This window comes from Streptomyces sp. NPDC031418 (assembly GCF_055581605.1).
In genome coordinates this window covers 52,506-67,327 of record NZ_JBVIJC010000033.1, presented here as the reverse complement: position 1 = coordinate 67,327, position 14,822 = coordinate 52,506, and the positions used below count along the sequence as shown (strand labels likewise).

12 protein-coding genes are annotated in these 14,822 nt (G+C 70.8%); 5 read left to right on the top strand and 7 right to left on the bottom strand.

The window, feature by feature from the left end:
* The first annotated feature begins 106 nt into the window (after window positions 1-106).
* Window positions 107-1,486 carry a WhiB family transcriptional regulator gene (locus tag ACZ5CZ_RS35600; protein ID WP_468948842.1) on the top strand — a complete coding sequence of 460 codons (1,380 nt, stop codon included), beginning with the start codon at window positions 107-109 and terminating at the stop codon, window positions 1,484-1,486.
* Window positions 1,487-1,525: 39 nt separating this feature from the next.
* Window positions 1,526-1,786, top strand: coding sequence for a hypothetical protein (locus ACZ5CZ_RS35595; RefSeq protein ID WP_468948840.1), 261 nt, complete (start codon window positions 1,526-1,528; stop codon window positions 1,784-1,786).
* A gap of 1 nt (window position 1,787) precedes the next feature.
* Here ACZ5CZ_RS35595 and ACZ5CZ_RS35590 read toward each other — a convergent pair whose 3' ends face one another.
* The gene (locus ACZ5CZ_RS35590; protein ID WP_468948838.1) at window positions 1,788-2,348 is read right to left on the bottom strand and encodes a hypothetical protein; all 561 of its coding nucleotides are present in this window, start codon (window positions 2,346-2,348) and stop codon (window positions 1,788-1,790) included.
* Between the two features lie 61 nt (window positions 2,349-2,409).
* Between ACZ5CZ_RS35590 and ACZ5CZ_RS35585 the strand changes: the two genes are divergently transcribed.
* Complete coding sequence (locus ACZ5CZ_RS35585) at window positions 2,410-5,211, top strand: hypothetical protein (protein WP_468948836.1); 2,802 nt, start codon at window positions 2,410-2,412, stop codon at window positions 5,209-5,211.
* Window positions 5,212-5,276: 65 nt separating this feature from the next.
* On the opposite strand, the gene ACZ5CZ_RS35580 is transcribed toward ACZ5CZ_RS35585, so the two are convergent.
* The 5 genes from ACZ5CZ_RS35580 to ACZ5CZ_RS35560 form a co-directional block, all read right to left on the bottom strand.
* The gene (locus ACZ5CZ_RS35580; RefSeq protein ID WP_385841746.1) at window positions 5,277-5,726 is read right to left on the bottom strand and encodes a heat shock protein transcriptional repressor HspR; all 450 of its coding nucleotides are present in this window, start codon (window positions 5,724-5,726) and stop codon (window positions 5,277-5,279) included.
* Window positions 5,727-5,731: 5 nt separating this feature from the next.
* Window positions 5,732-6,901, bottom strand: a complete 1,170-nt coding sequence (dnaJ, locus tag ACZ5CZ_RS35575) for a molecular chaperone DnaJ (protein WP_385841745.1) — start codon at window positions 6,899-6,901, stop codon at window positions 5,732-5,734.
* A gap of 39 nt (window positions 6,902-6,940) precedes the next feature.
* Window positions 6,941-7,606, bottom strand: a complete 666-nt coding sequence (gene grpE, locus ACZ5CZ_RS35570; RefSeq protein WP_385841744.1) for a nucleotide exchange factor GrpE — start codon at window positions 7,604-7,606, stop codon at window positions 6,941-6,943.
* A complete protein-coding gene (dnaK, locus tag ACZ5CZ_RS35565; RefSeq protein WP_385841743.1) occupies window positions 7,603-9,435 on the bottom strand; it encodes a molecular chaperone DnaK in 1,833 nt (610 codons plus the stop codon). The genes grpE and dnaK overlap by 4 nt, the downstream gene beginning before the upstream one ends.
* 94 nt (window positions 9,436-9,529) lie before the next feature.
* Entirely contained in the window at window positions 9,530-10,573 is a 1,044-nt protein-coding gene (locus ACZ5CZ_RS35560; protein ID WP_385841742.1) for an MraY family glycosyltransferase, read from the bottom strand.
* Window positions 10,574-10,778: 205 nt separating this feature from the next.
* Between ACZ5CZ_RS35560 and ACZ5CZ_RS35555 the strand changes: the two genes are divergently transcribed.
* A complete protein-coding gene (locus ACZ5CZ_RS35555; RefSeq protein WP_468948832.1) occupies window positions 10,779-13,061 on the top strand; it encodes a (Fe-S)-binding protein in 2,283 nt (760 codons plus the stop codon).
* A 165-nt stretch (window positions 13,062-13,226) separates the two neighbouring features.
* On the opposite strand, the gene ACZ5CZ_RS35550 is transcribed toward ACZ5CZ_RS35555, so the two are convergent.
* Window positions 13,227-13,553: an antibiotic biosynthesis monooxygenase family protein gene (locus ACZ5CZ_RS35550; protein WP_385841740.1), complete on the bottom strand. Its 327-nt coding sequence runs from the start codon at window positions 13,551-13,553 to the stop codon at window positions 13,227-13,229.
* Window positions 13,554-13,751: 198 nt separating this feature from the next.
* Between ACZ5CZ_RS35550 and ACZ5CZ_RS35545 the strand changes: the two genes are divergently transcribed.
* Window positions 13,752-14,807 carry a Yip1 family protein gene (locus ACZ5CZ_RS35545; RefSeq protein WP_385841739.1) on the top strand — a complete coding sequence of 352 codons (1,056 nt, stop codon included), beginning with the start codon at window positions 13,752-13,754 and terminating at the stop codon, window positions 14,805-14,807.
* Window positions 14,808-14,822: the final 15 nt, after the last annotated feature.

Below are 14,822 nucleotides of genomic sequence, written 5' to 3'. Positions count from 1 at the left end.
GCGTCACTGTCTCAGCTCTGTACGCGGTTTGCACATGCGTTGCAGCCGTTTTGACAGGTGCTTTAGAGTCCCCAACGCTCAAGGATCACCACGGGGGACTTCACACATGCGCCTGGCACGTCGAACGACGCTGCCCGCACTGCCCGCGCCTCGCGTGCGCGAACGGCATCGGGAGGCGTACATACCTGACGCGGCACTGCCCTGCCGCCGCCGTCCGGACGTCTTCCAGCACCCGCTGCTGGAGAACGCCCCGGACTCCGCCGGGGTTCCCGGCACCACGCCCGAACAGCGGCGCCAGCATCTCGTCCTGCTGCGCACCGCCCGTGACCTGTGTGCCTCCTGCCCGCTGTGGGCGGAGTGCCTCCAGGACGCGGTGGCCTACGCCGAGCCCTACGGCTACGCGGCGGCCACCACCCCCGAGGACCGCCGCCGGATGCGCCGCGCCCTCGGCATCGGGGACGCCTCGGGCGACCTGCCGACGCGGGTCGCCGAGGGCGCCGACGACCAGGCCCGGCGGCTGGCCCGGCTGCGCTCCCGCACCGCCGAAACGATTCGTCCCCGCCCCTCCGACCAGGGCCTGCCCAGCCTGGAGCAGATCCTCGACGCCTTCGACCTCCTCCAGGACCAGCCACCGCACGGCCCCGAGGAGCCGGAGCACCCCCTACCCACCCTCAGCACAGCAGACCCCGGGCCGACCGGGTGGCACACGGAAAGCGGGAACGAGCACATGGCAGCGGCCGGGGCCGGGGAGCGGACCCCCTTCTCGTACGAGGATCCCGCCCAGGCCGTACGACAGGCCCTGCTCGGCCCGCTGGTGCGCGCGACCCTGCCCGCGCTGGCCAGCCTGGAGCAGTTCGTCGCGATGCTGGCCTGCCTGCCCGGCAGCGACGTCCGTCCGGAGGCGCTCGGCGAGATCCGCGCCGTGAGCGCCGCCGTCGCCGCCCTCGTCCCGGAGCCCGCCGACGACTCCGCGCCCGGACCCCGTCTGCTCGGCGGGTCGGTCTCGGTGGAACTCGCCACCAAGGACCCGGTGGCCGCGCTGCGCCGGGACGTGATCAACCCGCTGCTGCGCGAGCTGGCCGTGAGCCTCGGCAACATCGAGACGGTGGCGACCATGCTGGCCGCGACCGGGGACGGCGCCGACGACGGGCTCGCGACCATCCGCGGGGCCCTGCACCGGCTCCACACCCACCTTCCGCACCCGGCCCCGGACGGCCCCGTCACCCATGGCACCGGCACGGCGGCCGTTCCCGAGCAGCGCCGCCGTCCCGCCACCGTGCCCAGCATCCGCGCGGCGGTGGAACGCGCGGTGGCGGCCTTCCCGGGACCGTTCTCCGCCCGCGACATCCAGCGCGCGCTGCCGCCCGGGGTCTACGGCGACCCGTCGAAGACCATCAGCAACGTCCTGTCCGCCCTGGTGAAGTCGGGCCGCCTGGAACGCGTCTCACGCGGCACCTACCAGCGGGCCGAGGACCCCCTGTCCTGACCCGCCCCTTACGACTGACGGCACTCTGCGAGGATCCCGATGACCGAACCGACGCCCCCTGCTCCCGCCCCGGGCACCGACGCCCAGGTGCACGTCTTCTCCCCCAACGCCGGGCTGATCGACGGCGTCCCGGTCACCGCCCCGCCCTACGGCGACATCCAGGAGGTCATCCTGTCGATCCTCCAGCAACGGGCCCAGCAGCTCGGCGCCCCCACCCCGGCGACGATCAACGACAACCGGTACGGGGGCGCCATCCGGCTGCTGGTGCACCCGAACGGGGTGACGGAGCAGCTGGACTGAGTCAGTTCGGGTCGCTCGGAGCGCCTGACTCGTCGATGATGTCCAGGACAGCCTGGGCGTCCCGGACGTTCATCTCCAGAAGGTCACGGTCGAACTTGCCCGGCTCCTGCTGGTAACGAGCCCTGCCCCGCTCGGAGGTGAAGGCCGCAGCGGGAACGGCGTTCTGGCCCGGCGGAATGAATTTGAGAATCTCCTCGAATGCTGCAACCGCGTAGGCCACCGCGCCGCGCAGCTTGTAACGCTCGGACGGAGGCGTATTGAGGAGCTGAACGCCCGTTGATTCGGAGATTCGGAAGGCCACTTCGGCGAATTCCCCGGGATCGATGATCCGGGACGGCTCCGAGCCACCGAATGCGGGGGGAGGCGGCGGAAACTCCTCGGACATGCGGAAGACGAAGCGGCGGTTCTCACCGCACTGCCGGCACACGCCCTCATAGACCGCCACGAGGTCGTCACCGTGCTGTTCCAGCTGGTGCCGGCGTTCGAAGTCCCCGGAACCGCACGTACAGGGATGCAGGTCCATGTACAGGTGTGCTTCGGACGAAGAGCGTGCTGTCAACATGTCATGATCCTATGGCCTGTTCGTCGGGTGCGTACAGAAACATACGGGGGAGGAAATCCACATGAGCGACACGGCCACCAACGCGGAGTTGCGGGCCCAGCAGTCCACATTGATCGCCACGGCCGAACGCGAGCTAGGCGCCGTGGCCGCTACCGTCCTCGGGGATCGATTCGCTTCCCTGCAAAAAGCGCAGGCGGAGGACAAGCGCGAATACTTCGTTCTGGAGGACACCCAGGGCGGCAAGGCCACCCTGTGGCTGGACGCCGTACCCATGGAGACGGGGGCCGTCGCCCGGACGGTGACGAACACGACGTCGGACCAGTACATCGTGCAGGTCTCCGACCGGCTGCCGAACGAACACCTGCCCCGTGTCCTCGCGCACGAGGTGGGCGAACTCGTCGCCGTACGGGACCGGTCGAGTCAGGGGCTGGCGCCGGTGCGCGAAAGCCTGCTGGATCCGGAGTCCGACGTCGCCAAGCAGTCCGAGCTGTCCAGCCAGGACCACGGGCGCATCGGCGAGCTGAACTGGCTGGCCGCCCGCTTCTCCGACACAGGCCTTTCGGACGAGCAGCGGGCCGAGGCACGTGCCGACTTCTCCGCTCTGCTCGATCAGTACGGGCTGCGGCCGTCCGCCGCCGCGAGTGAGGCGGAGGCGCACAAGGAGCAACTCGATGCGGCACGCTTCCGCCGCTTCACGTCCAAGGCGTATCTGAGCGGAGACGCACAACGCCTCGTCGACGCCCTCGCCCAGCCCATAGAAAACCTTCCCCCCGCCGACGCCACCGCCCTCCAGGCCCGCCGCGAGGCCGCCGTGCGGGCGGAGCGGCAGGTCGAGGCGTTCATCGGGCGCCGGGACGTGGCCATGCCGATGCCGGGGTACGACCAGAACGGGGTGCCGCTGGCCCGCGACCAGCTGGCGGCGGCGGCCGAGCAGTGGGCGGCCTACCGGTCCCAGGTCAGCGAGGGCACCGTACGCGCTCTGGAGGAGCAGCTGGCCGCCGGGGAGCTGCCGCGGCGCAAGGTGGTGATCGGCGGCGGTGCCAGCCTCACCGGACGCGACCCGGACGCCCTCCTGGTGGACGGTGTGGGCCGCTGGCACCTGGACCCCGGCGAGGGCATCGTGCAGTCGGCCGACCAGGACCGGGACCTGGCCGAGTGGATGGGCGTCGACCCGTACGGCGCGGTCCCCGATCCTCGTCGCCGTGTGCCCATCGAGGCCGTACGGATCTGGGAGGACCACCTCGCCACCCAGGGCGACGTGGTGAACGGCCACGCCCGGCTGCATCTCGGGCAGGACGGCGACCTCCTCGCCGAGATACGCCCGTTCGGCCCGGACGGAACCGAGCGGGAGACCGCTCTGTGGGTCGGGTGCGACGGTGTGCCCAGCATTTCCACCGGTCTGACCCCCGAGGTCGTGCCGGGAATGCCGCGGGGCGCCTTTCCGGTGGAGAGCCGCGCGGAGGCCGTACGGGTGCTCGGCGAGAGGCTGCGGGAGCTGGAGGGACAGCAGGTCCCCGGCACCCGGGAGATGCGCGAGTGGCTGGAAGACCCCGAGCGCGCGGGCATGGACACCCGCACGTTGCTGAGCGCCCTGGAGAACTCCGCCTGGAAGGACGTGCTGACCGGGCCGGCCGACCAGGCCTCGGAGCGCATCGAGAACTGCTTCACCGCGCTGTCCGCCACCGAGAAGTGGGAGGCGGCCCGCGAGGCGGCACCGGGGCGGGCGCTGCTCGGGGACGAGGTCGCCGAGAGCCGGTTCGACCCCAGCGCCGCCCAGCACTGGGTCGTCGCGGGCGCCGGCGGGACCGGAGTGGCCAATGCGGAGATCATCCTGCTCCAGAACCCCGAGGCCCGGGTCACCATCGTCGGCGCGGAGCCGCCCCCGGCACTGCTGCACCAGGTGCAGTTCCCCAAGATGCTGAAGGAGTTCGGCGAGGAGGGCGACGGGCGGCTCACCTTCCGCAACGCACGGGTCGGCGCGGTCGAGACGTACCAGGACGAGTCCGGCCGTACCTGCTTCCGCGTCCCCTACGAGGAGAAGGACCAGGCGGGCAACCCGGTCCGCGGCGTCGTGGAGGCCGACGGATACGTCACCAGCCTCGGGCGTACCAACCCGCTGCCGCCCGCCCTCCAGGACCTCGCCCACGAGGTGCGCGACCGGGGCGGGGAGATCTCCGGTGACCTGATGTTCGACCGGGACGACCAGTACATCGGTTACGGGCTCACCTTCTCCGTGGACGGCCGCGAGCACCGGGTCGACGTGGACGGGGCCGCCTCCTGGCAGCTGCCGCGCGAGGTGTTCCCCCCGGAGTCCGGTCTCCAGCAGCAGCTGAACGCCATGGGCCTGCGTGGGCTGCCCTCCGAGACGGGCAACGCCGCCCCCGGCTTCTCCCCCATCGCCCGGCAGAGCGCCCTGCGCGCCCGCGCGGTGGCGGCGGCGCAGGAGGGTGACGTCACCGCCGTACAGCACCGGTCGACCGTCCCGGAGCGCTGGCAGCGCCCGGAGAAGGGCCCTGCGGAAGGTCCGGCGGCCGGCGGCCCGGGAGGCTCAGGAGGCCCGGGCAACGCCCTGTCGTCACCCGAAAGGGACAACGCTGCCCAGCAGGAGCAGGTGCAGCAGGCGCAACCGGTCCAGCCGGTGGAACCGAAGGGGCCCAAGCCCGCCGCTCAGCAGGGGCCCGTGGCGCCGAAGGAGCCGAAGCCCGCCGCCCCGCGGCCGGCCCCCGAGGTTCCCGGTTCGGACCTCTGGTTGCCCGGTGTCAATCTGAACCGCTCGGAACGGCCCGCCGCGCCGGTCCAGCAGCCCCAGCAGGCCCCGCCGGAGCACCAGCGGCCGGCCCCCGAGGTCGGCATGGGCGACTGATCCCGGGAACGACGAAGGGGCCGGCGGGATTGCTCCCGTCGGCCCCTTGTCCTGTTCCACTCACATCAGTCCGTCTGCTGCCGCTTCGGTCGCCACACGACCAGCGCGCTGGTCTGCTGGACCTCCTGGTACGGGACCAGGTCGCGGCGGTAGGAGGCGTGGACGGCGGCCTCGCGCTGGCGCATGGTGGCCGCCGCGCCGTCCAGGGCCGCTTCCAGTTCCGCGACGCGGGACTGGAGGGCGGCGACCTGGTTCTCCAGTTCGATGATCCGCTTGATGCCGGCCAGGTTGATGCCCTCGTCCTGCGACAGCTGCTGCACCTGGCGGAGCAGCTCGATGTCGCGGGCCGAGTAGCGGCGGCCCCGGCCGGCGGTGCGGTCGGGGGAGACCAGGCCCAGGCGGTCGTACTGGCGCAGTGTCTGCGGGTGGAGTCCGGAGAGCTGGGCCGCCACCGAGATGACGTAGACCGGGGTCTCCTCGGTCAGTTCATACGGGTTACGTCGACGGCCGTCCATCTCTCTCAAGCTCCCTTCGCAGCCTCGAACAGCTCCGCCCGCGGGTCCTCGCCCGCGGTCGCCTCGCGATACGCCTCGAGCGCGTCACGAGCCTTCCCCGACAGGTCCTTCGGAACACTCACCTCGACGGTGACCAGCAGGTCGCCGTGGGTGCCGTCCTTGCGGACCGCGCCCTTGCCGCGGGCGCGCATGGTGCGGCCGTTGGGCGTGCCGGGCGGCAGCTTCAGGGTGACGGCCGGGCCGCCCAGGGTGGGCACCCGGATCTCGCCGCCCAGGGCCGCCTCCGCGAACGTCACCGGCACGGTGACCGTCAGGTTGTCGTCCTTGCGGCCGAAGACCGGGTGGCTGCCGACGTGGACGGTCACGTACAGGTCGCCCGCCGGGCCGCCGCGCTCGCCGGGCGCGCCCTTGCCGCGCAGGCGGATGCGCTGCCCGTCGGTCACCCCGGCCGGGATGCGGACCTGCATGGTGCGCGAGGACTTCGCGCGGCCGCTGCCCTTGCACTCCATGCAGGGGTGCTCGGCGATCAGGCCGCGGCCCTTGCAGTCGGGGCAGGGGTCGGTCAGCGAGAAGCCGCCGCCGGAGCCCCGGGCGACCTGTCCGGTGCCGACGCAGGTCGGGCACACGCGCGGTGTGCCGTTCTTGTCGCCGGTGCCGGAGCAGGCCTTGCAGGGGGCCTGGGAGGACATCCGCAGCGGCACCGTGGCGCCCTCGATGGCCTCCGTGAAGCTCAGCGTCACCTCGGTGTCGACGTCCTGGCCGCGGCGCGGCTGGGTGCGGGTGGCACCGGTGCCGCCGCGGTTGAACAGGCCCCCGAAGACGTCACCGAGTCCGCCGCCGAAGCCGCCGGCCTGGGCGCCGCCCGCGCCTCCGAAGAGGTCGCCCAGGTCGAAGTTGAAGGAGCCGCCGGCGCCCGGCCCGGGGCGGAAGCCGCCGTTGCCGAACAGGGCGCGTGCCTCGTCGTACTCCTTGCGCTTCTTGGGGTCGCCGAGGACGTCGTTCGCCTCGGAGATCTCCTTGAAGCGCTCCTCGGCCTTGGCGTTGCCCTTGTTGGCGTCCGGGTGGAACTCGCGGGCGAGCTTCCGGTACGCCTTCTTGATCTCGGCCTCGGTCGCGTCCTTGGGGACGCCGAGGACCTTGTAGTAGTCCTTCTCGATGAAGTCCTTGGTGCTCATCCCCGGCGTCCCTCCTTTCCGACTGCGCCGGTTGTCACGTCAGCCCTCGTCCGGGCCACCGCTCTCCTTGTCGTCGGCCTTGTCCGCCTCGGTGGCCTTCTCCTCGGCGCCCTCGGCCTTGACCGTCTGCGCGCCGGGCTGCGGCTCGGCGACGGCCACCCGCGCGGGGCGGATGGTGCGCTCGCCGATCCGATACCCGGGCTGAAGGATCGCCACGCAGGTCGTCTCGGTGACGTCCGGCGCGTACGAGTGCATCAGGGCCTCGTGGATGGTCGGGTCGAAGGGCTCGCCCTCCTTGCCGAACTGCTGGAGGCCCATCTTGGCCGCGACGGTCTCCAGCGACTCGGCCACCGACTTGAAGCCGCCGACCAGTTCGCCGTGTTCCCGGGCGCGGCCGATGTCGTCCAGGACCGGCAGCAGCTCGGTCAGGAGGTTCGCGATGGCGATCTCCCGCACCGCGACCCGGTCCCGGTCGACGCGCCGGCGGTAGTTCTGGTACTCGGCCTGGAGGCGCTGGAGGTCCAGCGTGCGCTCGTTGAGCGCCGTGCGCACCTGGTCCAGCTGGGCCACCAGGCCCGCGTCTGCACTTACGTCCCCGGCCGGGGCCGCCCCCTCCTCGGGGGCGGCCTTCGACTCGGCGTCGTCGGGGGTGGCGCCGGAGGGGACGTCGGACTCCTCCTCGAAGCCCGGGGTCTCCTCCGTCACGCGGCACCGTCCTTGCGCTCGTCGTCCACGATCTCGGCGTCCACCACGTCGTCGTCGGCCTTGGGGGCCTCGGCGCCGGCGGCGGCCTGCGCGGCCTGGGCGTCGGCGTACATGGCCTGGCCGAGCTTCTGCGAGACGGCCGCGACCTTCTCGGTGGCGGTGCGGATCTCGGCGGTGTCCTCGCCCTTGAGCTTCTCCTTCAGCTCGGCGACGGCGGACTCCACCTCGGTCTTGACCTCACCGGGGACCTTGTCCTCGTTGTCCTTGAGGAACTTCTCGGTCTGGTAGACCAGCTGCTCGCCCTGGTTGCGGGCCTCGGCGGCCTCGCGGCGCTTGTGGTCCTCCTCCGCGTAGCGCTCGGCCTCCTCGCGCATGCGGTCGACCTCGTCCTTCGGCAGCGAGGAGCCGCCGGTGACGGTCATCTTCTGCTCCTTGCCCGTGCCCAGGTCCTTGGCGGTCACGTGCATGATGCCGTTGGCGTCGATGTCGAAGGAGACCTCGATCTGCGGGACGCCGCGCGGCGCCGGCGGCAGACCGGTCAGCTCGAACATGCCGAGCTTCTTGTTGTACGCCGCGATCTCGCGCTCGCCCTGGTAGACCTGGATCTGCACGGACGGCTGGTTGTCCTCGGCCGTGGTGAAGATCTCGGAGCGCTTGGTCGGGATCGTCGTGTTGCGCTCGATCAGCTTGGTCATGATGCCGCCCTTGGTCTCGATGCCGAGGGACAGCGGGGTGACGTCGAGGAGAAGGACGTCCTTCACCTCACCCTTGAGGACACCGGCCTGGAGCGAGGCGCCGATGGCGACGACCTCGTCCGGGTTCACACCCTTGTTGGCCTCCTTGCCGCCGGTCAGCTCCTTGACGAGCTCGGCGACGGCGGGCATACGGGTGGAGCCACCGACGAGGACGACGTGGTCGATCTCGTTGATGGAGATGCCGGCGTCCTTGATGACGTTGTGGAACGGCGTCTTGCAGCGCTCCAGCAGGTCCGCGGTCAGCTGCTGGAACTGGGCGCGGGTGAGCTTCTCGTCCAGGTGCAGCGGGCCCTCGGCGGACGCGGTGATGTAGGGCAGGTTGATCGAGGTCTCGGTGGACGAGGACAGCTCGATCTTGGCCTTCTCGGCGGCCTCGCGGAGGCGCTGGAGAGCCATCTTGTCCTTGGACAGGTCCACGCCGTGGCCGGACTGGAACTGCTTGACCAGGTAGTCGACGACACGCTGGTCCCAGTCGTCACCACCGAGGTGGTTGTCACCGTTGGTGGCCTTCACCTCGACGACGCCGTCGCCGATCTCCAGCAGGGACACGTCGAAGGTGCCGCCGCCGAGGTCGAAGACGAGGATCGTCTGGTCGTCCTTGTCGAGGCCGTAGGCGAGCGCGGCCGCGGTCGGCTCGTTGACGATGCGCAGGACGTTCAGACCGGCGATCTCGCCGGCCTCCTTGGTCGCCTGGCGCTCGGAGTCGTTGAAGTAGGCCGGGACGGTGATGACCGCGTCGGTCACCTTCTCGCCCAGGTAGGCCTCGGCGTCCCGCTTCAGCTTCTGAAGGATGAACGCGGAGATCTGCTGCGGGTTGAAGTCCTTCCCGTCCAGCGCGATCTTCCAGTCGGTGCCCATGTGGCGCTTCACGGAACGGATGGTCCGGTCCACGTTGGTGACGGCCTGGCGCTTGGCCACCTCACCGACGAGCACCTCGCCGTTCTTGGCGAAGGCGACGACGGACGGCGTGGTCCTGGCGCCCTCGGCGTTGGTGATGACGGTGGGCTCGCCGCCTTCCAGAACGCTGACGACGGAGTTAGTCGTGCCCAGGTCGATGCCGACCGCACGTGCCATGGTTGATTCCTCCAGCTGACTTGAGTGGAACAGGCTCAAGTGTGCCCGAGCGATGCGCCGGGGTCAACAGACCTGAGTCAGCCGGACTCAACTCTTATCCGTTCCTTACACGCAACTGGCTCCGCACCTGCCCTCTGACCTGCGAAGACGGAGCCTGTCGAGGCGCCTGGGCGGGGATACGGACACGGATACGAGCCAGCACCAGAACGGTGAGCAGCGCCCCGCCGGCCACCCAGAGCGCGGCCTCCCGCCCCGCCCACCCGGTGTGCACGAGGACCCCGACGGTCACCGCCGCGAAGGCGCCGGCCCCCAGCAGCACCACCGCCCCCGGCGGGGTCAGCCCGAGCCGCCGCAGCCGGTGCGCGAGATGGTCCGGGCCGCGCCGCAGCAGCGCGCGCCGGGACAGCCGCCGTACCAGCACCACCAGGACCGCGTCCGCGAGGGCGACCGCGCCGAGGCAGAACACCACCGCCGCGCTCGGCCCGAGGCCGTACCCCGCGCGCGTGAAGACCACGGACGACGACAGCAGGAACCCGGTGAACAGCGAGCCGCACGCGCCGAGCCCGATCCGCGCGGGATGCCAGTTGTGCATCAGGAAGCCGGTGAGCGCGGCCGCGAACACGCTGAGCAGCACCGCGAGCCCGTCCATCACCTCGGCCGCGGCCAGGGCACCGGCCCCGAAGGCGGTCACCACGCCGACCGTCCCGGCCAGCCCGTCCGCATGGTCGAGCCCCTTGAAGGCGAGCGACGCGAGGACGATCCAGCCGACCGCGAGGATCCCGCCGGGTACCCCGGTCTCGTCGTACGGCACCACGCAGACGGCCGCCACCGCCGTACCGACGGCCAGCACGCGCGCGCGAAGCCGCCAGACGTCGGCCACCAGGCCCAGCGCGGCGAGAGCGGCGGCGGCGACGAGCAGCCGCACGACCCCCTCGCCGAGCGGAGCGACCCGGGTCCACTCACCCACCCAGGCCACCAGACAGGTGACGGCCACGACGGCGAGCCCGCCGAGCAGGGGCAGGGGCCGCTGCCGGCGCCGGTCCACGATGCCCGCCCGCAGCGCGGGCACCCGGAGCAGCGCCGCCAGTACGGCGGCGAGAAGTAGGGCGGCGGTGGCGGCGGCGATCCCGTAGAGCACGGCTCTAAGGTAGGGGCGAATGTAGCAAATCGGGATGAATAACACGATCCGATTGGAGCGCGGCGACCCAGATCACTCCGCGCTCTACTGCATCCCGAAGGAAGATGGGGGTAGTCTCAAACGGACTACCTAAGTTACCGCTTAGTAATGTCCGCCCGACAGCACCGATAGTTCCCCGATAGTTCAGGCCGCTTCAGGAGCCCCAATGCAACTCGCCGCGATCATCGTGTCGCTGGTCCTGATCGTGGTCGGCGTGGCACTGTTCGGCCGCGCCCTCCTACAGATCTTCAACTTCATGCGGCTCGGCCAGCCGGTCCCGGCCGGGACCAGGACCGACGATCCCGCCCAGCGCACCGTCACGGTGGCCAAGGAGTTCCTCGGCCACACCCGGATGAACCGCTGGGGCGTCGTCGGTGTGGCGCACTGGTTCGTGGCGGTGGGCTTCTTCACCCTGCTGCTGACGATCGTCAACGCGATCGGACAGCTGTTCAAGGCGGACTGGATCCTGCCGGTCCTCGGCGAGTGGGCGCCGTACAACATCTACGTCGAGTTCATCGGCACGATGACGGTCGTCGGCATCCTCGTCCTGATCGTGATCCGCCAGCTGAGCCACCCGCGCACCCCCGGGCGCAAGTCCCGCTTCGCCGGCTCGAACTTCGGCCAGGCGTACTTCGTCGAGGCCGTCATCCTCATCGTCGGCGTCTGCATCTTCATGCTGCACGCCCTGGAGGGCGCCCAGCACCACGTGGACGGCTACGAGGCCTCGTTCTTCATCTCGTACCCGGTCGTCGTGGCGCTGAAGGGTCTGAGCGTCGGCACGCTCCAGAACCTCACCTACTTCTTCGCCGGCCTGAAGATCGCGACCTCCTTCATCTGGATGATCACGGTCGCCCTGAAGACGGACATGGGTGTCGCCTGGCACCGGTTCCTGGCCTTCCCGAACATCTGGTTCAAGCGGAACGCCGACGGTTCCACCTCGCTGGGCGAGCTGCTGCCGATGACCTCGGGCGGCAAGCCGATCAACTTCGAGGACCCGGGCGAGGACGACGTCTTCGGCGTCTCCCAGATCGAGCACTTCTCCTGGAAGGGCCTGCTGGACTTCTCCACCTGCACCGAGTGCGGCCGCTGCCAGTCGCAGTGCCCGGCGTGGAACACCGGCAAGCCGCTCTCCCCGAAGCTGCTGATCATGTCCCTGCGGGACCACGCGCACGCCAAGGCGCCGTACCTGCTGGCCGGCGGCGGCAAGACCGTGGAGGGCGAGGAGAAGGCGTCCGAGGAGGCCCTGAAGGACGTCCCCGCGGCCGCCCTGGCCGAGGCCGAGCGCCCGCTGATCGGCACCGCCGAGGAGAACGGCGTCATCGACCCGGACGTGCTGTGGTCCTGCACCACCTGCGGCGCCTGTGTCGAGCAGTGCCCGGTGGACATCGAGCACGTCGACCACATCGTCGACATGCGCCGCTACCAGGTCATGATCGAGAGCGCCTTCCCCTCCGAGGCGGGCACCATGCTCAAGAACCTGGAGAAGAAGGGCAACCCCTGGGGCCTGGCCAAGAAGCAGCGCCTGGAGTGGACCAAGGAGGTCGACTTCGAGGTCCCGGTGGTCGGCAAGGACATCGAGGACCTGTCCGAGGTCGAGTACCTGTACTGGGTCGGCTGCGCCGGCGCCCTGGAGGACCGCGCCAAGAAGACCACGAAGGCCTTCGCCGAGCTGCTGCACATCGCGGGCGTCAAGTTCGCGATCATGGGCGGCGACGAGAAGTGCACCGGTGACTCCGCCCGCCGCCTGGGCAACGAGCCCCTGTTCCAGGAGCTCGGCATGGAGAACGTGATGGCCCTGAACACGGCGTTCGGCGAGGAGCTGGACGACGAGGGCAAGGTCACCGCGGAGTCCAGGAAGCCGAAGTCGGCGAAGAAGATCGTCGCCACCTGCCCGCACTGCCTCAACACGCTCGGCAACGAGTACCCGCAGCTCGGCGGCGACTACGAGGTCATCCACCACACCCAGCTGCTCCAGCACCTGGTGGACGAGGGCAAGCTGATCCCGGTCACCCCGGTCGAGGGCATCATCACCTACCACGACCCCTGCTACCTGGGCCGCCACAACAAGATCTACACGCCTCCGCGCGAGATCATCGGCAAGGTCCCGGGCCTGCGCAACGAGGAGATGCACCGCCACAAGGAGCGCGGCTTCTGCTGCGGCGCCGGCGGCGCCCGGATGTGGATGGAGGAGCGGATCGGCAAGCGCATCAACAACGAGCGCGTCGACGAGGCCCTCTCCCTCAACCCGGACATCGTCTCCACCGCCTGCCCGTTCTGCCTGGTCATGCTGACCGACTCGGTCAACGGCAAGAAGAACGACGGTACGGCGAAGGAGTCCATCCAGGTCGTGGACGTCGCCCAGCTGCTGCTGGACTCCGTCAGGACGCCGGTCGACCCGGCGGGCGAGGCGGAGCAGGAGAGCGAGCCGGAGCCGGAGCCGGTGAAGTAACCCCGCGCCGGTGAGGTGACCACCGGTCCGACAGACGTACGGCGCCCCCTGACCCGCACAGGCAGGGGGCGCCGTCGCGTCTGCCGCTATGGCAGCCGGCTACGGCCGCCGATTAAGGCTGCCGACTACGACCGCCGATTAAGGCTGCCGATTACGGCCGCCCTCTCACTCGCTCTTCGGCGCGGCCTGCTGGACGACCTCGAAGGACCACAGGGTGGACCCGGAGGCGGCCGGCTTGGGCCGCTCGGCGCCCTCGCCGCCGCCCTGGTGCGCGGCCTTCATCGGCCCCTCCATCCAGGCCTGGAAGGACTCCTCGTCGCGCCAGCGGGTGTAGACGAGGTACTGGTCGGTGCCCTCGACCGGGCGCAGCAGCTCGAACCACTCGAACCCGTCGGAGCTCTCCACCGCGTGGGCCCGCGAGGCGAACCGCTTCTCCAGCACCTCCCGCTGCTCGGCGGGCACGGTCAACACGTTGATCTTCACTACGCTCATGCGCCCATCCTGGCCCAGACCCGGCCCCGGCACAGGCTCGGGGTCACTCCCGCCACGCCGCCGCATGGATCAGAGGGCGGATATCGGCCAGGCCGACCTGGACTCGGCGGCGAGGAACCGTACGCCGTGCGCAGCCTGACGCACCCTCAGCGGGCCGGGCCTGCGGCCCTTAAGGGACCGGCGTCGGCCCCTTAGGGGATGTCACAGGTCGGCCGCAAACCCGGCCCCGGACCGCCGGGCCCGGCACGTCGTCCCCCGGGACCAGGTACGTTCGATGACGTGGCTGGATTCAGGATCGGAGGCGGGGGCCGGGACAACCGCACCCCCCAGGGACAACAGGCGCCGCAGGGACCGTCGTACGGCCGGCAGGGCCCACCGCACGGGCAGCCCTCGGGGCCGTCGTACGGCTACCCGTCGGCACCCCAGCCGCCGCACCAGCAGCCGTACGGTTACGGCGCCCAGGGCGGCGGTCGCGGTGGCCACGGCAGTCACAACGGCGGGTACGGGTACCAGGCCGGCGACGGCCCGGAGTACTTCGGCGACGCCGACCCCGGGGGCTACCCGAACGGGTCGGCGGGCGCACCGGGCCCGGACCCCTACGCGGCCGACAGCCCGGGTCACACCCAGGCCTTCTCGATCGACGAGGCCGCCGGCTACACGCAGGGCGCGACCTACCAGGCCGGCTCGGCCGCCGCGCCCGCGGCCCCGCTGGGCCCGCCGCTGCACTGGAAGGACCTGCTGAAGGGGATCGTCACCGCCCCCGACCCGACCTTCCTGCGGATGCGGGACTACACGATGTGGACCCCGGCCCTCATCGTCACCTTCCTCTACGGCCTGCTCGCCGTCTTCGGCTTCGACAACGCCCGCCAGGACGCGATCAACGCGACGCTGTCCAACGCGGTGCCGATCGTGCTGATCACGGCGGTCGTGATGGTGCTGAGCATGTTCATCCTGGGCGTGGTCACCCACACGCTGGCCCGCCAGCTCGGCGGTGACGGCGCCTGGCAGCCCACGGTGGGCCTCTCCATGCTGATCGCGTCCCTCACGGACGCGCCCCGCCTGATCGTGGCCATGTTCTTCGGCGGCGACGCCGGCTTCGTCCAGGTGCTCGGCTGGGCCACCTGGATCGGCGCGGGCGCCCTGCTGACCATGATGGTCTCCCGCTCCCACGACCTGCCCTGGCCGAAGGCGCTGGGCGCGTCCGCGATCCAGCTGATCGCGCTGCTGTCGATCGTGAAGCTGGGCACGTTCTAGTCCAGGTGGCATGCG

Coding starts and splice junctions, on each gene's coding strand:
- ACZ5CZ_RS35590 (WP_468948838.1), bottom strand. CDS start 2,348: ATGTTGACAGCACGCTCTTCGTCCGAAGCACACCTGTACATGGACCTG.
- ACZ5CZ_RS35550 (WP_385841740.1), bottom strand. CDS start 13,553: ATGAGCGTAGTGAAGATCAACGTGTTGACCGTGCCCGCCGAGCAGCGG.
- ACZ5CZ_RS35600 (WP_468948842.1), top strand. CDS start 107: ATGCGCCTGGCACGTCGAACGACGCTGCCCGCACTGCCCGCGCCTCGC.
- dnaK (WP_385841743.1), bottom strand. CDS start 9,435: ATGGCACGTGCGGTCGGCATCGACCTGGGCACGACTAACTCCGTCGTC.
- ACZ5CZ_RS35595 (WP_468948840.1), top strand. CDS start 1,526: ATGACCGAACCGACGCCCCCTGCTCCCGCCCCGGGCACCGACGCCCAG.
- dnaJ (WP_385841745.1), bottom strand. CDS start 6,901: ATGAGCACCAAGGACTTCATCGAGAAGGACTACTACAAGGTCCTCGGC.
- ACZ5CZ_RS35545 (WP_385841739.1), top strand. CDS start 13,752: ATGTCACAGGTCGGCCGCAAACCCGGCCCCGGACCGCCGGGCCCGGCA.
- ACZ5CZ_RS35555 (WP_468948832.1), top strand. CDS start 10,779: ATGCAACTCGCCGCGATCATCGTGTCGCTGGTCCTGATCGTGGTCGGC.
- ACZ5CZ_RS35580 (WP_385841746.1), bottom strand. CDS start 5,726: ATGGACGGCCGTCGACGTAACCCGTATGAACTGACCGAGGAGACCCCG.
- ACZ5CZ_RS35585 (WP_468948836.1), top strand. CDS start 2,410: ATGAGCGACACGGCCACCAACGCGGAGTTGCGGGCCCAGCAGTCCACA.